General features: G+C 69.0%; 21 protein-coding genes. 7 read left to right on the forward strand and 14 right to left on the reverse strand.

Features of this window, described 5'->3' with window-relative positions; all coding sequences use genetic code 11:
* Nucleotides 1-41 precede the first annotated feature (41 nt).
* From ABAZ39_RS00415 to ABAZ39_RS00425, 3 genes are all read right to left on the reverse strand, one after another.
* Nucleotides 42-1,280 (reverse strand): class I SAM-dependent methyltransferase, encoded by a 1,239-nt coding sequence (locus tag ABAZ39_RS00415; RefSeq protein WP_038525673.1) that lies wholly within the window; start codon nucleotides 1,278-1,280, stop codon nucleotides 42-44.
* A gap of 100 nt (nucleotides 1,281-1,380) precedes the next feature.
* Nucleotides 1,381-2,232, reverse strand: coding sequence for an AraC family transcriptional regulator (locus tag ABAZ39_RS00420; protein ID WP_051657716.1), 852 nt, complete (start codon nucleotides 2,230-2,232; stop codon nucleotides 1,381-1,383).
* A 56-nt stretch (nucleotides 2,233-2,288) separates the two neighbouring features.
* Nucleotides 2,289-3,389 carry an asparaginase gene (locus ABAZ39_RS00425; protein ID WP_038525675.1) on the reverse strand — a complete coding sequence of 367 codons (1,101 nt, stop codon included), beginning with the start codon at nucleotides 3,387-3,389 and terminating at the stop codon, nucleotides 2,289-2,291.
* A gap of 128 nt (nucleotides 3,390-3,517) precedes the next feature.
* Here ABAZ39_RS00425 and ABAZ39_RS00430 point away from each other — a divergent pair, with 128 nt between their 5' ends.
* On the forward strand, nucleotides 3,518-4,102 hold the full coding sequence (locus ABAZ39_RS00430) for an RNA methyltransferase (RefSeq protein WP_038525678.1): 585 nt from the start codon (nucleotides 3,518-3,520) through the stop codon (nucleotides 4,100-4,102).
* A 28-nt stretch (nucleotides 4,103-4,130) separates the two neighbouring features.
* On the opposite strand, the gene ABAZ39_RS00435 is transcribed toward ABAZ39_RS00430, so the two are convergent.
* Complete coding sequence (locus tag ABAZ39_RS00435) at nucleotides 4,131-4,817, reverse strand: ChrR family anti-sigma-E factor (protein WP_038525681.1); 687 nt, start codon at nucleotides 4,815-4,817, stop codon at nucleotides 4,131-4,133.
* Nucleotides 4,814-5,389, reverse strand: coding sequence for a sigma-70 family RNA polymerase sigma factor (locus tag ABAZ39_RS00440; RefSeq protein WP_038525684.1), 576 nt, complete (start codon nucleotides 5,387-5,389; stop codon nucleotides 4,814-4,816). The genes ABAZ39_RS00435 and ABAZ39_RS00440 overlap by 4 nt, the downstream gene beginning before the upstream one ends.
* Nucleotides 5,390-5,803: 414 nt before the next feature.
* Between ABAZ39_RS00440 and ABAZ39_RS00445 the strand changes: the two genes are divergently transcribed.
* The 5 genes from ABAZ39_RS00445 (at nucleotide 5,804) to ABAZ39_RS00465 (ending at nucleotide 9,560) form a co-directional block, all read left to right on the forward strand.
* Nucleotides 5,804-6,367 (forward strand): invasion associated locus B family protein, encoded by a 564-nt coding sequence (locus tag ABAZ39_RS00445; protein ID WP_038525687.1) that lies wholly within the window; start codon nucleotides 5,804-5,806, stop codon nucleotides 6,365-6,367.
* A gap of 78 nt (nucleotides 6,368-6,445) precedes the next feature.
* The gene (gene rlmN / locus ABAZ39_RS00450; RefSeq protein ID WP_038525690.1) at nucleotides 6,446-7,630 is read left to right on the forward strand and encodes a dual-specificity RNA methyltransferase RlmN; all 1,185 of its coding nucleotides are present in this window, start codon (nucleotides 6,446-6,448) and stop codon (nucleotides 7,628-7,630) included.
* Nucleotides 7,631-7,657: 27 nt separating this feature from the next.
* Nucleotides 7,658-7,894 (forward strand): hypothetical protein, encoded by a 237-nt coding sequence (locus ABAZ39_RS00455; protein WP_014238704.1) that lies wholly within the window; start codon nucleotides 7,658-7,660, stop codon nucleotides 7,892-7,894.
* Complete coding sequence (locus ABAZ39_RS00460; RefSeq protein ID WP_038525694.1) at nucleotides 7,894-8,205, forward strand: hypothetical protein; 312 nt, start codon at nucleotides 7,894-7,896, stop codon at nucleotides 8,203-8,205. Before ABAZ39_RS00455 ends, ABAZ39_RS00460 begins: the two co-directional genes overlap by 1 nt.
* A 119-nt stretch (nucleotides 8,206-8,324) precedes the next feature.
* On the forward strand, nucleotides 8,325-9,560 hold the full coding sequence (locus ABAZ39_RS00465) for an argininosuccinate synthase (RefSeq protein ID WP_035669763.1): 1,236 nt from the start codon (nucleotides 8,325-8,327) through the stop codon (nucleotides 9,558-9,560).
* Between the two features lie 70 nt (nucleotides 9,561-9,630).
* Here the strand turns inward: ABAZ39_RS00465 and ABAZ39_RS00470 are convergent, their stop codons facing one another.
* The 4 genes from ABAZ39_RS00470 to ABAZ39_RS00485 form a co-directional block, all read right to left on the reverse strand.
* Nucleotides 9,631-10,398 (reverse strand): RES family NAD+ phosphorylase, encoded by a 768-nt coding sequence (locus ABAZ39_RS00470; RefSeq protein WP_038525698.1) that lies wholly within the window; start codon nucleotides 10,396-10,398, stop codon nucleotides 9,631-9,633.
* Nucleotides 10,358-10,741 carry an antitoxin Xre/MbcA/ParS toxin-binding domain-containing protein gene (locus ABAZ39_RS00475; RefSeq protein ID WP_038525701.1) on the reverse strand — a complete coding sequence of 128 codons (384 nt, stop codon included), beginning with the start codon at nucleotides 10,739-10,741 and terminating at the stop codon, nucleotides 10,358-10,360. The genes ABAZ39_RS00470 and ABAZ39_RS00475 overlap by 41 nt, the downstream gene beginning before the upstream one ends.
* A gap of 320 nt (nucleotides 10,742-11,061) precedes the next feature.
* Nucleotides 11,062-11,496 carry a VOC family protein gene (locus ABAZ39_RS00480; RefSeq protein ID WP_035669751.1) on the reverse strand — a complete coding sequence of 145 codons (435 nt, stop codon included), beginning with the start codon at nucleotides 11,494-11,496 and terminating at the stop codon, nucleotides 11,062-11,064.
* A gap of 1 nt (nucleotide 11,497) precedes the next feature.
* Nucleotides 11,498-11,911, reverse strand: a complete 414-nt coding sequence (locus ABAZ39_RS00485) for a rhodanese-like domain-containing protein (protein ID WP_198129134.1) — start codon at nucleotides 11,909-11,911, stop codon at nucleotides 11,498-11,500.
* A gap of 156 nt (nucleotides 11,912-12,067) precedes the next feature.
* Between ABAZ39_RS00485 and ABAZ39_RS00490 the strand changes: the two genes are divergently transcribed.
* A complete protein-coding gene (locus tag ABAZ39_RS00490; RefSeq protein ID WP_014238698.1) occupies nucleotides 12,068-12,511 on the forward strand; it encodes a YkvA family protein in 444 nt (147 codons plus the stop codon).
* Nucleotides 12,512-12,515: 4 nt separating this feature from the next.
* Here ABAZ39_RS00490 and ABAZ39_RS00495 read toward each other — a convergent pair whose 3' ends face one another.
* From ABAZ39_RS00495 to ABAZ39_RS00515, 5 genes are all read right to left on the reverse strand, one after another.
* Complete coding sequence (locus ABAZ39_RS00495) at nucleotides 12,516-13,445, reverse strand: DMT family transporter (RefSeq protein WP_081862838.1); 930 nt, start codon at nucleotides 13,443-13,445, stop codon at nucleotides 12,516-12,518.
* A gap of 122 nt (nucleotides 13,446-13,567) precedes the next feature.
* Nucleotides 13,568-15,016: a c-type cytochrome biogenesis protein CcmI gene (gene ccmI / locus ABAZ39_RS00500; protein ID WP_038525704.1), complete on the reverse strand. Its 1,449-nt coding sequence runs from the start codon at nucleotides 15,014-15,016 to the stop codon at nucleotides 13,568-13,570.
* Nucleotides 15,016-15,504: a cytochrome c-type biogenesis protein gene (locus ABAZ39_RS00505; RefSeq protein WP_038525706.1), complete on the reverse strand. Its 489-nt coding sequence runs from the start codon at nucleotides 15,502-15,504 to the stop codon at nucleotides 15,016-15,018. The genes ccmI and ABAZ39_RS00505 overlap by 1 nt, the downstream gene beginning before the upstream one ends.
* A complete protein-coding gene (locus ABAZ39_RS00510) occupies nucleotides 15,501-16,037 on the reverse strand; it encodes a DsbE family thiol:disulfide interchange protein (RefSeq protein ID WP_038525709.1) in 537 nt (178 codons plus the stop codon). Before ABAZ39_RS00510 ends, ABAZ39_RS00505 begins: the two co-directional genes overlap by 4 nt.
* 13 nt (nucleotides 16,038-16,050) lie before the next feature.
* Nucleotides 16,051-18,042 (reverse strand): heme lyase CcmF/NrfE family subunit, encoded by a 1,992-nt coding sequence (locus ABAZ39_RS00515; RefSeq protein ID WP_038525712.1) that lies wholly within the window; start codon nucleotides 18,040-18,042, stop codon nucleotides 16,051-16,053.
* Between the last annotated feature and the right edge of the window lie 34 nt (nucleotides 18,043-18,076).

Genomic DNA, 18,076 nt, shown 5'->3' on the forward strand with positions numbered 1-18,076 from the left:
CTCCCGGCGGCGGATTTTTCATTTTGGAAGCGGTGAAGCGCTCAGCGGCGCAGATACATCTTGCCGACGCCGTTCAGCGCCGTGAAAAGCTGCGCGAACTGCGCCAGGAAGGCGTCCCAGGCCAGGGGACCGGCCTTTTCCGCCAGCGCCTGGTGGATGGCCCCCAGGCTGGTCCGCCCGTCCACCCGCGCCAGGATCGGCCCGGCCAGACGGGGCAGGGGCAGGGGGACGACGGCCCCCATCAACTCGGCCTCCAGCACGCCGCCGGGGGGCAGGCCCTTGGCCACCGCCGCGCCGTCGAGGTCGCGCAGCACCGGCACCACCTCCGGCCCGTCGGGGCGGGCGACGGCACCCTCGGCGTCCTCGGGACGGACGAGATAGGCGATGTGCTTGGTCATGCTGCCGGTGACCTGCTCGGCCCAGGCGGCGCGCTCCAGCCGGGACAGCCCGTCGAGCCGCTTCAGCACGCGGGGGTCCTTCACCCAGACGGCGGGGTCGTAGCGGTACGGGTCCACCAGCGCGGCGATGGCCAGCCCGCCCGCCGCGGCCAGCTCCGCCAGCTCCGGCACGGTGAAGGGCCGGTCGCAGGAATGCAGCAGCAGGTCGTAGAGGTCGGCGTCGGCCTGTTTGTGGTCGTTGATGAAGGGGTTGCGCAGCAGCCAGTTGGACGTCGGCAGGCGTTCGATCAGCCGGCGGGCCAGCGCCACCTGCTCCTTGGGCGGCAGGTCCACCGCGATGGTGCGCAGCGCCGCCTGCATAGGATAGACGCCGGTGCGCCCGTACGGCGCGTAGACCATCAGCCCGATCCCGCCGCCCGGCTTCAGCGCCCCGGCCAGCGAGCGGACGCCCGCCGCCGGCTCGTCCAGATGGTGCAGCACGCCGCAGCAGTCGATGTAGTCGAACGGCCCCCCCTCCTCCAACAGCGCGCCGAGGTCGAGCAGCGAGCCGCGGCGGAAGTCGATGTTGGTCAGCCCGCGCGCCTTGGCCCGCGCCTCGGCGACGTCCCGCGCGGCGTCGGAGAGGTCGAGGTAGGTGACGCGCCCCGGATTGCCGGCGTCGGCCAGCTGCTGGGCGATCATGATCGTCCCGTCGCCGGTCCCGCCGCCGGCCACCAGCACCCTGAGGGGCCTGGCGTGGTCGAGGCGCCCTCCGAAGACGTTGTGGTTCACCTCGTCCAGATGGCTGGGCGATCCGGTGATCAGGCGCTTTTTCTCGTCGGCGGGGTTGCGCGCGGGATAAGGGAAGGCTTCGTACTGGGCGCGCAGGGTGTCGATGCTCATGGATCGGGCAACCGGTCAGGTGGACGGGTGCCGGACCATAGCATCAATGGAACGGGCTTGGGGGATGGGGAGGGGAGGAACGCCTCCCCTCTGCCTCCTCTCACGCCAAAGGCAACCGGATCTCCGTCAGCCACTCCTCGGGGGGAAGGGTGCGGGGATTGTTCAGATACTCCTCGACGCAGGGGCGGTCGGCCGGCGCGTGGCCGCTCGACGGCAGCCAGTCGCGGTAGAGCCAGCGGTAGGGGCGTTCCAACTCCGCGTAGGGACCCTTGTGGATCAGAACGGCGTGCCGGCCGCCGGGAATGTCAAGTGCGCGAACCGGTCCGTCCCCGGGGATCGGTCCGTCGACCAGCAACGCGGCCTCGGAGCGGAGGCGGTCCGCCGGAACCGACTCCGGGTCGTCGTAATAGAGGGCGAAGGACCGCGTCTCCGGTCCCACGAGGCCGCGGCCCGCGGCCCAGGCGTACAGCCGCTCGAAGGTCGTGCCGATATCCATATAGGGGCCTTGGTGAGCCATGGCGGCCACGCGCAGCGGCGGCAGATCGCGGATGGTGACGTCGTGCATGTTTCGCTCCTCGTCCGGTGGTTGGTCGGGTGGAGGAACCAGGCAGCCTTGCCGCCGGTAGGCACCGGGGCTCAGCCCATAGACCTGCCCGAAGGCGCGGGTGAACGCCTCCACGCTGCCGTAGCCGGCGCGCCGTGCGACCTGCACCATGCCGTCTTCGCCCTTCACGAGGTCGCCTGCGGCACGGTGCAGACGCAGCCGACGCAACGTGTCCGCCGCCGTTTCCCCCGCCATGGCGCGGTAGATGCGGTGGAAATGGTAGGGCGAGAAGCAGGCGACGGCGGCCAGCCGTTCCAACTCCAGCGTCTCGTCCAGATGGGCGGCGATGTGGTCGATGACACGCTCGATGCGGCGGCCGTAGTCCAGCAGGGTGTCGGGCTTGGTCATGGGTCCTCCATGCCCGGCACCCTAGCCGAGGGCGGCTTGATCGCGCTTGCGGACCTTCAGCCCTCCGCCGGGCGGACCACGCCGACCTCCAGGCCGTTGCGGTTGGTCACCGGCTGGTTGATGAGCTGGCCGGCCCGCGCCCACTGCTCGTCGGACAGAACCTTGGTGGCGCGGATCAGGGCGGCCAGGGCGACCTCGCGGGCGCGCGGGGTGCCGTCGTCGATCTTCAGGGCGATGCCCAGCCCCTGCTTGGGCAGGACGGCGCAGCCCACGCCCTCGGCCCCGCCCTTGACCAGCACCAGACCGCCCGCCGCCTGCATCATGCCGGTGTCGAAGCTGTCCTTGCCGGCGATCAGGTGCGGGTGCGACCGCCAGGCGCGGCGAATGCGGGCCACCGCCTCGGCGCGGGAGTCGGGCAGGTCCTTGGGGTCGCCGATGCGGGCCATGGCGTAGGCGATGGCGCCCAGCGGGATGCCGATGGTCGGGATGGCGCAGCCGTCGACGCCCCAGGGGGCCTGCGACAGGTCCTGGCCGGTCATCTGCTCCATCACGCCCAGGATGCGCTGCTGCACCGGATGGTCGAAGCGGACATAGCCCTTGGTCGGCTCGCCCTTGTGCAGGGCGGTGGTCAGGAAGCCGGCGTGCTTGCCGGAGCAGTTGTTGTGGAAGGCGGTCGGCGTCTCGCCGTGGCGGATCATCTCGTGGGCGGTCTCGGTGTCGGTCGGCAGATGCGCCCCGCACTCGTAATCGCCCACGGTCAGGCCGATGCGCTTGATCCAGGCCTCCGCGATGCGGGTGTGGCGGATTTCCCCGTGGTGGGAGGAGCAGGCCAGCGCCAGCTCCTGGTCGCCCAGCTCGTAGGCGTCGAGCGCGCCCGTCTCGACCAGCGGGATCGCCTGGATCGACTTGATGGCGGAGCGCGGGTAGACCGGCGCCTGGATGTCGCCCCACTGGGCCAGCACACGACCGTCGGAATCGACGATGCAGGCGCGCCCGCGATGGACGGATTCCACCATGCCGCCGCGCGTCACCTCGACGAGGATCGGCGCCTCCGGCGGTCCGGACAGGTCGGCGTGCCCCTCGGCGGGGGGGTGAGGGTCGGCGTGGCCGTGGTGGTCACCGTGGCCGCCGCAGCAGGAGGAATGGTCGTGGCTCATGGGTGGAGAGCTTGCCTCTCTCCGGGTCGCGAGGCAAGGTGTCGCACCATCGGACCCGCCGGATCATGGCCAATTCGCGGCCGATTCTCGGTGTGTGCGGGCCGAAACTACGAGTGATTGTGCAAGCCATGCGTGGATATTTCGCCATCGGGGTGGAGCGGATCAGCAAGCCGGGCAACGTCGGCAACCTGATGCGCTCCGCCCACGCCTTCGGCGCCTCCTTCTTCTTCGCCATCGACCCGGAACCCGACCTGCACGAGGCGCACATCGTCGACACTTCCGGCGCGTCGGAGCATCTGCCGCTCTATGTCTACGACCGGGTGGCCGATCTGGCGCTGCCCAAGGACTGCCAGCTCGTCGGCGTGGAACTGACCGAGGACGCGGTGGAACTGCCCAGCTTCCGTCACCCGACGCGCGCCGCCTATGTGCTGGGGCCGGAGCGCGGCAGCCTGTCCGAACCGCTGCTGGAGCGCTGCGACTTCACGGTGAAGATCCCGATGAAGTTCTGCATCAACGTCGGGGTGGCCGGCGCCCTGGTGATGTACGACCGGATGATCAGCCTGGGCCGCTTCGCCGAACGCCCGGTGCGCGTCGGCGGCCCGACCGAGCCGCTGCGCGATCACCAGCACGGCCGCCAGATCATGCGCAACCCGGAGCGCCGCCGCCGCATGCGCGGCATCCAGAAGCCGGTGATCGTCCAAGACGATGACTGATTTCGTCCGCGACGATGAGTGATCCGGCTCAGAATTTCACAAACGGGTTGAGGATCAGCCCCAGCGCGCCGGTGAAATGAAGCGGCGCGTCGGTCACCGCCAGACACAGGCAGCCCTCCTCGTCGGCCACCGGGCGGTGGCGCACGGAGTCGTCGGCGACGGACAGGTCGCCGCGGGCGAACTGTCCCAGATCGTCGGTGAAGCCGCCGTCCAGCACCAGCGTCAGCTCGATCCCGCGGTGGGTGTGGTGGGGCGGCCCGACGCCGCTCGCCAGCCGCATCAGCCGGGCCTTGCCGCGGCGTTCGGAATCATAACTGGAGCCGGACCCCAGCGGGATGTCGTAGCAGTCCATGCCGCGCATCAGCCGCTTCCAGGGCAGGCGCGACAGGTCGTTGCCGACATAGCGGCGCAGCGGTTCGGGCAGCAGCGGCACCTCGGCCGGCTGGCAGACCAGCTTCGGCCGGGGCGCGCGGGGCAGGGGCGGCAGGTCGTCCAGCCGGGCCAGCACCGTCTCCAGGCAGGTGGGGTCGACCTCCTCCGGCTCGATGCTCTCCAGCAGGGCGCCGCCGACCGCCTCCATCTCGGCGACGTTCAGACGGCAGCAGGGGCACAGCGCCAGATGGGTCGCCACGATCAGGGACGCCGCCTCGCCCAGAGCGCCGCCGGCGTAGTCGATCAGCAGGGTGTCGCCGGGATGGTGGGTGGGCACGGTCATCGGGAGTCCCTCATGGCCTTGCGCAGCCGTTCCATGGCCAGCCGCAGGCGCGACTTGACGGTGCTCAGCGGAATGCCCTGTTCGGCGGAGATCAGGCTGTGCGGCTTGTCCTCGAAATAGGCCAGACGCAGCAGGTCGGCCTGCTCCGGCGGCAGGGTCCTCAGCGCGGCCCGCAGGCGTCCCGCGGTCTCCCGCGCCGCCACCCCGTCGTCGGCGCTTTCCATCGGGTCGGGCACCAGCGTGGGGTCGGCGGGGTCGATCTCGGGCCGCTGTTCCCGCCGCAGCGCGTCGATCCGACGGTTGCGGGCGATGGTGAACACCCAGGTGGCGGCGGACGCCTGGGTCGGGTCATAGGTTTCCGCGCGGCGCCACACCAACAGCATCACGTCCTGCACCAACTCCTCCGCACCGCCCGCGTCGCAGCCCTGGCGGCGCAGATAGGCCTTCAACCGCGGGGCGAAATGGCCGAACAGCGCCGCGAAGGCCGCGCGGTCGCGGTCCCGCCCGACCGCGGTCAGCAGCTCTTCGAAGGTCCGGTCGGCGCCGGCGGCTGGGGAACCAAGATCCTGCATCCACGTCTTCGGGCACGTCTTCGGGGGCGCCGTCTCTGCGCGCATGGGCTTTGCGCAAGATGGCAAGCCCCGCAACACATGGTGCGCGGAGCGCCCCGCTGCAAAGCGTGTTTGGCGCTCCCCCGCGTCCTGTGCGCAGTCGTCTGCTCGGGCGGCCAAGGGTGTCATGGGGGCTGCGACGTTCCGTCGGGCGTTGGACTTGAGGTTCGATGGGTCTTCTACGCACCCCGCATGCCATCGGATCACCGGCTTTCGATACGAAATCGAGCGATCGATTGCAGGACCGGCCGTCGGGACAACCCGTGACTTCGCCGCCGGGACGGGGCGGCGGCCCTGGAAAGCCTCACCGAATTGGGGTAGGGTCCGACCCACTCCCGAACCCGTCCGCGAAACCATTCGAGCCTTCGCCAACCGATGTTGCCCATCCGCACCATCCGTCGCACCGCCGGCGCCGCTCTGCTTCTGGCCGGTCCGATCCTCGCCGCCGCCGTCACCATGGGCACCGTCACCACGGCCTCGGCCGCCGACCCGCGCCTGCTGGGGACCTTCAAGGACTGGAACGCCTTCGCCTTCGACGAGGGCGGGCACAAGGTCTGCTACCTGTCCAGCCAGCCCAAGAAGAAGGAACCCGCCGCGGCCAAGCGCGGGGACATCTATGTGCTGGTGACCCACCGCCCGGCGGAGAAGGCGCTGGACGTCGTCAGCGTCGTCGTCGGCTATCCCCTGAAGAAGGACAGCGAGTCCACGGTGGACGTGGGCGGCAAGTCCTTCAAGCTGTTCACCGACGGCGAGACCGCCTGGGCGCGCGACGCCGACACCGACAAGGCCGTCACCGCCGCGATGCGCGACGCCAAGGGCAAGTCCATGGTGGTGAAGGGTGTTTCGGGCCGCGGCACGAAGACCACCGACACCTACAGCACCGACGGCTTCGCCCAGGCTTACGACGCGATCAACCAGGCCTGCGGCGTGAAGCGCTGAGCAGCGCTGCTCTTTTCACTTGGACGCTCCTCGTTTCGTCTTTTGACTCCTGACGCTCGTGGCCCTATTTAGGGGGCCATGAGCGCCTCCAACCATGCTGCTGCCTTTGCCCTGCCGGCGACCGACGCCCTTTCGTCGTCCCTTGGCGGGCGCAAGAACCTTGTCGGCCTGTCCCGCGACGAGCTGGAAGCCGAAATGCTGTCCGTCGGCCTGGAGAAATTCCGGGCCCGCCAGCTCTGGCACTGGATCTACCACCGCGGAGCCACCGACTTCGCGGTGATGACCACGCTCGCCAAGCCGGTGCGCGAGAAGCTGGCGGAGAGCTACGCCGTGGCCCGCCCGACGATCGTGCGCGACCTGAAATCGGTGGACGGCACGCGCAAGTGGCTGCTGCGCATGCCCGACGGGCAGGAGGTGGAGAGCGTCCACATCCCCGAGGAGGACCGCGGCACGCTCTGCGTCTCCTCGCAGGTCGGCTGCACGCTGACCTGCCGCTTCTGCCACACCGGCACGCAGCGTCTGGTGCGCAACCTCGACGCCTCGGAGATCGTGGCGCAGGTCATGCTGGCCCGCGACGCGCTCGGCGAATGGCCGGCGCCGCCGGACGGGCGGATGATCTCCAACATCGTCATGATGGGGATGGGGGAGCCGCTCTTTAACTACGAGAACGTCGCCAAGGCGCTGAAGATCGTCATGGACGGCGACGGGATTTCGATCTCGAAGCGCCGCATCACGCTCTCGACCTCCGGCGTCGTCCCGGCCATGAAGCGCTGCGGCGAGGAGTTGAACGTCAACCTCGCTGTCAGCCTGCACGCCGTGACCGACGAGCTTCGCGACATCATCATGCCCATCAACCGGAAATACCCGTTGAAGGAGCTGATGGACGCCTGCCGCAACTACCCCGGCCTGAACAACGCGCGGCGCATTACCTTCGAATACGTGATGCTGAAGGGCGTCAACGACAGCCCGGCGGACGCCCGCGCCCTGGTCAAGTTGCTGGAAGGCATCCCGTCGAAGATCAACCTGATCCCCTTCAACCCCTGGCCGGGCGCCCCCTACGAGCGTTCGACCGACCGGGCGATCCAGGTCTTCGGTGACATCGTCAACAACGCCGGCTACGCCAGCCCCGTCCGCACCACCCGCGGCGAGGACATCATGGCCGCCTGCGGCCAGTTGAAGAGCGCGTCCGTCCGCCTGTCCGCCGCCGACCGCGCCGCCATCGAGAAGGTGCTGGCCGAGAAGGACGCGGCGCTGGCCGGATAAGGCCGGACCTATCCCTGGGAGTGCTCCGTGCCTGAGTTCGCCGTCGATCCCGGCCTGATCCTGTTCCTGTTCAACGCCGCGGCGGTCTGGCCGCTGATGCGCATCTTCCGCCGGGCGGGCTTCTCGCCCTGGTGGGCGTTGGTGATCTTCGTGCCGGTGATCGGGCTGGTCGGCGTGCTGGGGCTGCTGACGGTGCGGCGCTGGCCGGCGCGGGTCCTGGTCGACGGGCCGGCGCGTCCGCGCAAGGCGCGGAGGGCCGCGTGATGGAGATGCTCGAGTCCATCGTCGCCCTGCTCAACGCCGTCTATTGGCAGCCCTGGGCGGCGATCATGTCCACCGACCCGTGGACGGCCAACCTCGTCATGGCGATCCTGCTGATGCTGAAGCTGATCTTCGGCGGCTGGGTGCTGGCCAAGGGCGGGCGCAGCCCGCTGTGGGCGCTGGTTCTGCTGATCAACGGGGCGGACATCCTGGCGATGTGGCTCTACGCCTACATCCGCTGGCCTTTCGTGGACCGGGCGCCCGCCCGCCCCGCCGCGGAGAGCACCGTTGCGGCCGACGCCGGGACGGATTAAGTGCCCCAGCCCTCTCCCCTCTGGGGAGAGGTGACTTATGAGCGGGACCGATTGATTCGCATCGGTCGTAGGGCTACTGTCCGGCACCGATATTTTTCCCCACCCGCGTGAGTAGTCCCATGAGCGGTGCGTCCGGCAAACAGATCAAGAAAGTGGTGCTCGCCTATTCGGGCGGCCTCGACACCTCGGTGATCCTGAAGTGGCTCCAGGAAACCTATCAATGCGAGGTGGTGACCTTCACCGCCGACCTCGGCCAGGGCGAGGAGCTGGAGCCGGCGCGCAAGAAGGCCGAGCTTCTGGGCATCAAGCCGGAAAACATCTTCATCGACGACCTGCGCGAAGAGTTCGTGCGGGACTTCGTGTTCCCGATGTTCCGCGCCAACACCCTCTATGAGGGCACCTACCTGCTCGGCACCTCGATCGCCCGGCCACTGATCGCCAAGCGCCAGATCGAGATCGCCAACCAGGTCGGCGCCGACGCCGTGGCCCACGGCGCCACCGGCAAGGGCAACGATCAGGTCCGCTTCGAGCTGGGCTACTACGCGCTCCGCCCGGACATCAAGATCATCGCCCCGTGGCGCGAGTGGGATCTGAACAGCCGCACCCGGCTGATCGACTACGCCGAGAAGAACCAGATTCCGATCGCCAAGGACAAGCGCGGCGAGGCCCCGTACTCCACCGACGCCAACCTCCTGCACATCTCCTACGAGGGGAAGGCGCTTGAGGACCCGTGGGTCGAGCCGTTCGAGGACATGTACACCCGCTCCGTCGCCCCGGAGAAGGCCCCGGACACTCCGACCTACGTCGAAGTCGAGTTCAAGCGCGGCGACGCCGTGGCGATCGACGGCAAGGCCCTGTCCCCGGCGGCCCTGCTGACCGAGTTGAACCGCCTGGGCGGCGAGAACGGCATCGGCCGCCTCGACCTCGTCGAGAACCGCTATGTCGGCATGAAGTCGCGCGGCGTGTACGAGACGCCGGGCGGCACCATCCTGCTGGCCGCCCACCGCGCGATGGAGAGCATCACGCTCGACCGCGGCGCCGGCCATCTGAAGGATGAGCTGATGCCGCGCTACGCCGAGCTGATCTATTGCGGCTACTGGTTCAGCCCGGAGCGTCTGGCGCTCCAGGCGCTGATCGACCAGACCCAGGAGCCGGTGAACGGCGTGGTCCGCCTGAAGCTGTTCAAGGGCAACGTCACGGTCGTCGGCCGCAAGTCGCCGAACAGCCTCTACCGCATGGACTATGTGACGTTCGAGGAAGACAGCGTCTACAACCAGAAGGACGCAGAAGGCTTCATCAAGCTGAATGCGCTCCGCCTGCGTCTGGGCGCCATGGCCCGCGCGAACGTCAAGTAAGCGCGAGCAGGCTCGGTGTCTTTTGGAACGGGGGGCTCTCGCAGCCCCCTGTTTCCTTTTGGGGGAAGGCTCAGCGGTCCCAGCGCATCGCGGCGATGCGGGCGTCGCCGGTGAAGGTGGAACGGTTGAACTCCAGGCGAATGTCCGGGAACTCGCACAGCGCCTGGATGCCCGAACCGCGCAAGTAAATCCGCCAAGTCTGGAAGGTGGTTGGCTTTGGTTCCCGGAAGGCCGCGCCGGTCAGCAGGGCGAGGCAAGCGCCTTTGTCCGGATCGCGCACCGAAGCGTAGCGAATGGTTTGGATGCCGGCTTGCCGCGCCGTCTCGGCCAAGCTCTGGCAGGGCTCGTAATAGGTCGGGTGCGACCACGTCGCGGTGTCCCGGTCCAGAGGTGGGGCGGTCAGGTCCAATCCCCGATCCGTTCCGTAGGCGATGCAGAAAGCGGTGTATTCATTGGGATTGGCCGGCCACGGCGTGCTGGGCGACTCCGCAAAGAACAGCAGGCGGTAGAAGGAAAGTTCGGCGACCGCCGTGCGCACGCTCTCCGCGGCGTAGTAGACCCCCGGCGTCAGTCCGGCACGCCGAAAGCGTGATCCCGCAGGGTAGGGGGCATCGTACCGGAACGGTGTGAACAGGAGAAAGTGAAGCCCCTGGCATTCGTTGGGAACCGGGGGCTTCGTGCCTTCGATCAACCGTTCGAGAAGGTCCTGCTCGTCCAAGCTGTCAACCAGCTTGAGTGTGGAGACCTTGTTTTGGGCCTCCACCAAGCGCCAGCATTCGCCCACCAAGGTGCGTTGGCTAGAGGACAGCTCGGCGGGAGTCCAGGTAATGGATGACATGCACCAGCCCGGTTATGGTCTGGACTTTATCCAGCGGCTTGCTGTCGTCCAGCGCTGTGTTGACGTTTCTCAGCCACGCGCGGGCAACGTTCGGATCGCCGCCAACAATGGCATCAAGCGACCGATAAAGACGAATGAAGAGAATTGCAAGTTCGAAAGACTTATCGCTGGTTGACAGTGTCAGACCATGCTTGCGCATGCGCGACACCGTAGGCTCCGAGACGCCCAGGATTTTCGCCAGGATTGTGTTGGGGATATCAAGCTGATCGGCGGCGCGGAGGACAGCCTTAGTGACAACCTGCGCGTTGGATATCGCACTGTTTATCGTTTGATGCGTCAGCATGGCCACCTCCTTTCCTGCGAAATCAGGATATAGCATTCTTTCCAAAGAAAGCAATGGTCCAGTCGGATGAGGCTCCGCACCTCTCCTCCGAAGGAGGAGAGGTGCGGAGCCTCATCCGATAGAAGCGAGCACTGGCCTCCCTTGCTCCCCCCTTTAGGGGGGAGCAAGGGAGGCCAGTGCTGCGGGGCGAAGGACCCATCTCGAGCATAAAGAAGATTTGGTGATGAAAATGCCGCACATCAGAAAAATTTGAAATTTGTGATGAAGGGACGGTTTGGAGCCGCATCCAGTGCAGAGAGGCGCTTAAGAATGAGCGCCCGTCATCCCTCCAGCTTGAAGCTTCCGTCCTCGCCCAGCGCGGCGAAGGGGTTCCAGGCGACTTCCCAGGGGTGGCCGTCCGGGTCGGCGAAATAGCCGCTGTAGCCGCCCCAGAAGACGTCCTGCGCCGGCTTCAGGATGCGTCCGCCGGCCCGCTCGGCCTGGGCCATGACGGCGTCCACCTCCGCCTTGCTGCGCAGGTTGTGGGCCAGCGTGATGCCGCCGAAGCCCGAGGTCGGGCCGGACTCCGCCAGATGCGCGTCCTCGGCCAGCGCCTCCCGCCCGAACAGGGCGAGCGCCACGCCGCCCAGCTGGTAGAAGGTAATGGCATCCTGGCTGACCGGGGAGGGGGTCCAGCCCAGCCCCTCCTCGTAGAAGCGGCGGCTGCGCGCGAGGTCGGCGACCCCCAGCGTGATCAGGCTGACCCTCTGTTCCATCTCAGCTTCCCTTGCGTTCGGTGGCGGGCGGCATGGCGACGGGCAGCCCGGCCTCCTTCCAGCCCTTGAATCCGCCGTCGAGGTGGCAGACGTTCTCCAGCCCCATCGACTGCACGGTGTCGGTGGCGAGCGCCGAGCGCCAGCCGCTGGCGCAGTAAAAGACGAAGCGCTTGCCCGACGCGAAGACCGGCTTGTGATAGGGGCTGTCCGGGTCCACCCAGAATTCCAGCATGCCGCGGGTGGCCGGGAAGGCGCCGGGAATCATGCCGTCGCGCGTCAGCTCGCGCGGGTCGCGGATGTCCACGAAGACCACGTCGGGGTCGCCGTGCAGGGACAGCGCCTCCTGCGGCGTGATCGCCTGGATGCGGGCGTTTGCCTCGGCCAGCAACTCCTTGTAGCCCTTCTTCATCGGCATGGCGGTTTCCTCCTTTTGACGCTTTGGCCGTAGTCGAACCCTTGGCGGGACCGTTGGCGCGTCTGCGCTGTTGTCACTCCACGCAACTGTGCAACAGGCCGCCCCGCCCGGTCCACCGGGAAGGGCGGCCGGTGCAGGGGGAGCCCAGGGAAAGCCATGCCGATCGCCACCGACGGACCCACCGAAGCCGCCGCCGCTTTGCCCACCGTCATCGACCCCGTCCGCGTGGAGCGGAACGAGCGCTACGTCCGCCGCCGCTTCTGGAACACGCTGCGCGCCAACCTGCACCGCGTTCCTTTCCTGGAGCAGGCGCTGGCCGCCTTCTTCTGCGCGACCGACCCGCAGACGCCCTTCAAGGCGAAGGCGATCCTGATGGCGGCGCTGGCCTATTTCGTGCTGCCCGCCGACTCCATCCCGGACTGGCTGATCGCGGTCGGTTTCGTGGACGATGCGGCGGTGCTGGCCACGGCCGTCCATGCGGTGCGGAGCAATCTTAAGCCGGAGCATGAGGAGCGTGCCCGCGCCGCCCTGCGCAAGGAGCAGCAGATGAAGCCTGCCGCGGGTGACGCTTCCGGGATGAAACCCGCCGGAAACGGCTGACGGCTCACGCCTTGGCCGCGCTCCGCTCAGCGCGGGACTGCGCGGCGTCGCGATGCGCGGTGTAGAGGGCGGAGGCGGCGATCACCCCGGCCCCGACCCAGCCCCAGACGTCCATGGCCTCGCCGAACAGCGGCCAGGCGAGCAGGGCGGTGAAGGGCAGGCGGGCGTAGTCGTAGGGCATCATCGCCGAGGCCGGCGCCAGCTTGAAGGCGCGGGTCATCGCCAACTGTCCCAGGGTCAGGATGCCGCCCAGCAGGACGAGCCAGCCGAGCGCCGTCCAGCTCGGCCACTCCCATACGAACAGCGCCGGCACCAGCGCCATCGGGGTCAGGAACAGCCCCATGTAGGCGACCACCACCATCACCCCGTCGGAGGTCGCCAGCGCCCGCACCTGGAGCGTGGTTATGGCGGCGGCGACGCAATGCAGGAGCATGACCAGGATCGTCGGGTCCAGGGTGGCTTCGTCGGGGCGGATGACGATCATCACCCCGGCCAGCCCGACCAGAACGGCGGCCCAGCGCCGCGCCCGCACCGTCTCGTTCAGGAACAGCGCGGCCCCGGCGGTGACGAAGAGGGGGATGGTGAAGCTGAGCGCCGTGGCGTCCGGCAGCGGCATGTGGGTGACGCTGTAGAACCAGCACAGCATCGCCACCAGACTGGTCGCCGAGCGCGAAGCGTAGAGCCCCGCCCGTCCGGTGCGCAGCCGCCCCAGCCCGACCGCCGCGATCCAGGGCAGCATGAACATCAGGCTGAACAGGTTGCGGAAGAAGACGATTTCGAAGGGGTGAAGCTCGCCGCTGACGTGGCGGATCATCGCGTTGCCGATGGCGATGAACAGGGCGGCCCCCAGCATCCAGAAGGCCGCCTCCAGCGGCTTTCCCGCCATGCCGGGGCCGGTGGCGGGACCTTTGGCGGTGAGCGCGTGGGTGGGCAATCGGTCGCGTCCCTGGCGGATCGGCCTGCGGGTGGCGCTCCATTGCCGGAAACGCCACCCCAGCGTGCATCGCTATCCTGCTCTTCGGACCGGTCCGGGTGCAAGGGACATTCGGGAGAGGATCAGCCGCCGGCCTTCAGCGACTCGAGGCGGGCGCGAATCAGCGTGTATTCCGGCTCCTCCGGCTTGAACTGGGCCAGCAGGCGGGTCCACAGGTCGGTGGCTTCGGCGGTCTGGCCGACGCCCGCGGCGTTCAGGCCGAGCAGCCAGAGCGCGTCGCGGTTGTCGGGTTCGGCCGCCAGCGCCTGACGGAGCGAGGCGACGGCCTCCTCCGGCATCGGGCCGGGCTTGCTGCTCCGCGGCTCCGCCGACAACAGAGCGGAGGCGTAGGCGACCAGCACGTCGGGCCGCTGGGGCGCCCGCTCCCGCGCCTTGCGGGCGGCGTCGATGGCTTTCGCCGACTCGCCCATCACGCCGTAGGAGCGCGACAGCCGCAGCCAGCCGTCCACGTCGTCCGGGTTGGCCTCCAGCCGGGCGGCCAGCCCGTCGACCATGCCGCGGATCATCTGCTGCTGGTCCTCGCCCTCGGTTTGGCCCTGGCCCTGGCCCTGGTTCTGGCCCTGGTTTTGGGCGACCGGCGGCTGTTGCTGGGCGGGCAGCGGTTCCGGCGTCACCTTGGCCGGGTCGAGGTTCAGCGCCTTGGCGGCCTCCGCGATCTGCGTCCGGACGATCGGCACCCAGGGCGCGTCGGCGTGGGACTCGGCGAGCAGGGCGCTCCAGCGCTCCAGCGCATCCTTGCTGTCGCCGGCCTGGAAACGGGCCAGCGCGGCGTAGAAGCGGGCGCGCGGCTCCGTCGGGTCCTTCGCCAGCACGCGATCGAAGGTCTTGCGGGCCTCGTCCGGCACGGTGCCGCCGTTGGCCGAGATCAGGACCTCGCCGTAGCTGCCGAGAAGCTCCAGATCGTCGCCGGCCAGGGCCACCGCCTTGCCCAGCGCGTCGGCGGCCTCGGACAGGCGGCCCATCTTGGCGTAGGCTTGGCCGAGGATGGCCCAGCCCTGCGGGTCGTCGGGGGTCTCGGCGAGCTGGGCCTTCAGCTTGTCCATCGCCGCCAGCACGTTCTTCGGCGGCCCGCCGCGCTCATGGTCGAGATTGCGCGAGGCCAGCGGCTGGGCCGGCAACTCCGGACGGCCCAGCTTGCCATAGACGGCCAGCGTGCCGAGCGGCAGCAGGACGGCCAGCAGGGCGGCCAGCGCCATCGCACTGCGCGGGGCGCGGGCGGCGGCGGTCTTGCCCGTCGCGCTGCCCTTCGCCCCATCCTTCGCAGAGGCCTTGCCGCGGTCGGCGATGGCCAGCATGCGGCGGCCGATCTCGGCGCGGGCGGCGGCGGCCTGCGCCTCGCTGATCAGGCCGCGGCCCTGGTCGCGCTCCAGCTCGCCCAGCTGGTCGCGGTAGACCTCCAGGTCGTAGGCGGCGCGCTCCTCGGCGGCGCCCTCGGGCTTCCTCAGCAGCGGCGGCACGATCAGCAGCACCACGGCCGCCGTCAGGGCGGCGGCGACGATCCAGAACAGCATCAGGCTTTGTCCTTGCGGAGCAGGGCGTCCAGGCGCCGCCGCTCGTCCTCGGTCAGCGGGGCGGTGTCGCCGCCCGCGGTCATCGGGCCATCGGCGGCAGCCCCCTTCCGCCCGCGCAGGTACACTGCCGTCACGACGCCGCCGATGGCCAGGATCACGAAGGGGCCGATCCACAGGAACAGCGTCGTCGCCTTGAAGGGCGGGCGCAGCAGCACATAGTCGCCGTAGCGGTCGGTGACGAAGCTCAGCACCTGCTGGTTGCTGTCGCCGGCGGTCAGCCGCTCGCGGACCAGCACGCGCAGGTCGCGGGCGAGCGGCGCGTTGGAATCGTCGATCGACTGGTTCTGGCAGACGAGGCAGCGCAGATCCTTGCTGATCTCACGGGCGCGGCCTTCCAGCGCCGGGTCCTTCAGCACCTCGTCGGGCTGGACGGCGGAGGCGGTGACCGGGGTCAACGCCAGCAGGACAGCGAGAAGGAAGGCTCTCACGACGCGCTCCGCAGATGCTTGACCATGGGCAGGATCTGCTCCTCGACCACCTGCGGGGTCAGGGGGCCGACATGCTTGAAGCGGATGCGGCCCTGGCGGTCGAGCAGGAAGGTCTCCGGCACGCCGTAGACGCCCCAGTCGATGGACACGCGGCCGTCCAGGTCGACACCGATGCTGGCGTAGGGGTCGCCGTTGCGGTTCAGCCAGGCGATGGCGTCCTCCGCCTTGTCCTTGTGGTTGATGCCGCGCACCGTCACGCCCTGCTCGCGGGCCAGACGGGTGATGATCGGGTGCTCGGCCTTGCACGGGATGCACCAGGAGGCGAACACATTCACCAGCGTGACGTCGCCCTTCAGCGTCGCGTTGGACAGCCCTTCCTTGTAGCCCGGCAGCGGCGGCAGCGAGAATTCCGGCGCCGGCTTGTCGATCAGGGCGGAGGGGATGTCGCGCGGGTCGCGGTCGAACCCGCGCAGGAAGGCCACGCCGACACCGACGAACAGCAGCAGCGGCAACAGATAGATCAGGCGGCGCATCGGAAGCGTGTCCTTACTCGGCGGGCTGAAGGGTGCCCTTGGCGGCGCGGCGGCGCTCCGGGGCGCCGACGCGGAAGCGGCGGTCGGACAGGCTGACCAGCCCGCCCAGCATCATCCCCAGCGAGCCGATCCAGATCCACGGCACCAGCGGGTGATGGTACAGCCGCACGGTCCAGGCCGTGCCATTCTGCGTCGGGTCGCCCAGCGCCACATAGACGTCGGACAGCCAGGTGGTGTGGATCGCCGCCTCGGTCGTCGTCATGCGGGTGACCGGGTAGCTGCGGCGCTGCGGCGTCAGGGTGGCGATGGTCCTGCCGTCGCGGGTGACGGTGAAGACGCCCTGCTCGGCGCTGTAGTTCGGCCCCTGCACTGCGCCGACGCGGTCGAAATGCACAGCGTAGGCGCCGACCGTGGCGTTGTCGCCCGGCTTCATCGCCTGGATGGTCTCGCTCTGCCACGCCGAAGTGCCGGTCATGCCGGCGATGGCGATGCCCATGGAGGCGTGGGCGATGGTCATGCCCCAGGCGCTGCGCGGCAGGTTGACCGCGCGGTTCCAGCTGTCCTTCACCGGGATGCGGAACAGGCGGATGCGCTCCGCGAACTCGGCGATCGAGCCGAAGAAGGCCCAGGCGGCGAGCGCGACGCCGACCAGCGCCAGCAGCGGGCCGCCGCCGTTGGTGACGTAGGCGGCGATGGCGACGCAGGCCACGGTCGCCACGCCGGCCGTCCACAGCCGGGTCAGGGCGCCCAGCAGGTCGGCGCGCTTCCAGGCCAGGAAGGGGCCGACCACCATGGCGATCACCATCGGGATGGCGACGGGGATAAAGGTGGCGTTGAAGAAGGGCGGGCCGACCGACACCTTGCCGAGGTCGAGCACGTCGAGGAACAGCGGGTAGAGCGTGCCGATGAAGACCGTCGCCGTCGCGGTGGACAGCAGCAGGTTGTTCAGCACCAGCGAGCCCTCGCGGCTGACCGGGGCGAACAGGCCGCCGGTCTTCAGGCTGGGCGCCCGCACGGAGTAGAGCAGCAGCGAGCCGCCGGTGGCGATGGCCAGCAGGACCAGGATGAAGACGCCGCGCGCCGGGTCCACCGCGAAGGCGTGGACCGAGGTCAGGATGCCCGAGCGCACCAGGAAGGTGCCCATCAGCGACAGCGAGAAGGTGATGATCGCCAGCAGGATGGTCCAGGTCTTCAGCGCGTCGCGCTTCTCCACCACGATGGCGGAGTGCAGCAGCGCGGTGCCGGCCAGCCAGGGCATGAAGGAGGCGTTCTCGACCGGGTCCCAGTACCACCAGCCGCCCCAGCCCAGCTCGTAATAGGCCCACCAGGAGCCGAGCGCGATGCCGGCGGTCAGGGTCGACCAGGCGGCCAGCGTCCAGGGACGCACCCAGCGCGCCCAGGCCGGGTCGACGCGCCCCTCGATGAGCGCGGCGACCGCGAAGGAGAAGGCGATGGAGAAGCCGACATAGCCCGCGTAGAGGAAGGGCGGGTGGAAGGCGAGGCCGGGGTCCTGGAGCAGCGGGTTCAGGTCGTTGCCGTCGAGCGGCGCCGGAACCACGCGGATGAAGGGGTTCGACGTGATCAGGATGAACAGCAGGAAGCCGACGCCGATCATGCCCTGCACGGAGATGACGCGGGCCTTCAGCGAGGGCGGCAGGTTGCGCCCGAAGATGCCGACCGCCGCGCCGAACGCCGTCAGCATGACGACCCACAGCATCATCGAGCCTTCGTGGTTCCCCCACACGCCCGACACCTTGTAGAGCATCGGCTTCATCGAGTGGCTGTTCTGGACCACGTTCGACACGCTGAAGTCCGACACCACATGGGCCCAGGTCAGGGCGCCGTAGGCGACCAGCACCAGCAGCAACTGCGCGATGGCGGCGGGGCGGGCGACGCCCATCCAGGCGGCGTTGCCGGTGGCGGCACCCACCAGGGGAACGCCGGACTGCACCAGCGCCACGAACAGCGCCAGCACCAGCGCGTAATGGCCGAGTTCGGGAATCACGGGCCCGATGCTCCCTAAAAGAACGGAATGAGGA

Source organism: Azospirillum argentinense (genome assembly GCF_000632475.1).
Classification (GTDB): domain Bacteria; phylum Pseudomonadota; class Alphaproteobacteria; order Azospirillales; family Azospirillaceae; genus Azospirillum; species Azospirillum baldaniorum.

Coding starts and splice junctions, on each gene's coding strand:
- ABAZ39_RS00415 (WP_038525673.1), bottom strand. CDS start 1,280: ATGAGCATCGACACCCTGCGCGCCCAGTACGAAGCCTTCCCTTATCCC.
- ABAZ39_RS00420 (WP_051657716.1), bottom strand. CDS start 2,232: ATGACCAAGCCCGACACCCTGCTGGACTACGGCCGCCGCATCGAGCGT.
- ABAZ39_RS00425 (WP_038525675.1), bottom strand. CDS start 3,389: ATGAGCCACGACCATTCCTCCTGCTGCGGCGGCCACGGTGACCACCAC.
- ABAZ39_RS00430 (WP_038525678.1), top strand. CDS start 3,518: ATGCGTGGATATTTCGCCATCGGGGTGGAGCGGATCAGCAAGCCGGGC.
- ABAZ39_RS00435 (WP_038525681.1), bottom strand. CDS start 4,817: ATGACCGTGCCCACCCACCATCCCGGCGACACCCTGCTGATCGACTAC.
- ABAZ39_RS00440 (WP_038525684.1), bottom strand. CDS start 5,389: ATGCAGGATCTTGGTTCCCCAGCCGCCGGCGCCGACCGGACCTTCGAA.
- ABAZ39_RS00445 (WP_038525687.1), top strand. CDS start 5,804: ATGTTGCCCATCCGCACCATCCGTCGCACCGCCGGCGCCGCTCTGCTT.
- rlmN (WP_038525690.1), top strand. CDS start 6,446: ATGAGCGCCTCCAACCATGCTGCTGCCTTTGCCCTGCCGGCGACCGAC.
- ABAZ39_RS00460 (WP_038525694.1), top strand. CDS start 7,894: ATGGAGATGCTCGAGTCCATCGTCGCCCTGCTCAACGCCGTCTATTGG.
- ABAZ39_RS00465 (WP_035669763.1), top strand. CDS start 8,325: ATGAGCGGTGCGTCCGGCAAACAGATCAAGAAAGTGGTGCTCGCCTAT.
- ABAZ39_RS00470 (WP_038525698.1), bottom strand. CDS start 10,398: ATGTCATCCATTACCTGGACTCCCGCCGAGCTGTCCTCTAGCCAACGC.
- ABAZ39_RS00475 (WP_038525701.1), bottom strand. CDS start 10,741: ATGCTGACGCATCAAACGATAAACAGTGCGATATCCAACGCGCAGGTT.
- ABAZ39_RS00480 (WP_035669751.1), bottom strand. CDS start 11,496: ATGGAACAGAGGGTCAGCCTGATCACGCTGGGGGTCGCCGACCTCGCG.
- ABAZ39_RS00485 (WP_198129134.1), bottom strand. CDS start 11,911: ATGCCGATGAAGAAGGGCTACAAGGAGTTGCTGGCCGAGGCAAACGCC.
- ABAZ39_RS00490 (WP_014238698.1), top strand. CDS start 12,068: ATGCCGATCGCCACCGACGGACCCACCGAAGCCGCCGCCGCTTTGCCC.
- ccmI (WP_038525704.1), bottom strand. CDS start 15,016: ATGCTGTTCTGGATCGTCGCCGCCGCCCTGACGGCGGCCGTGGTGCTG.
- ABAZ39_RS00510 (WP_038525709.1), bottom strand. CDS start 16,037: ATGCGCCGCCTGATCTATCTGTTGCCGCTGCTGCTGTTCGTCGGTGTC.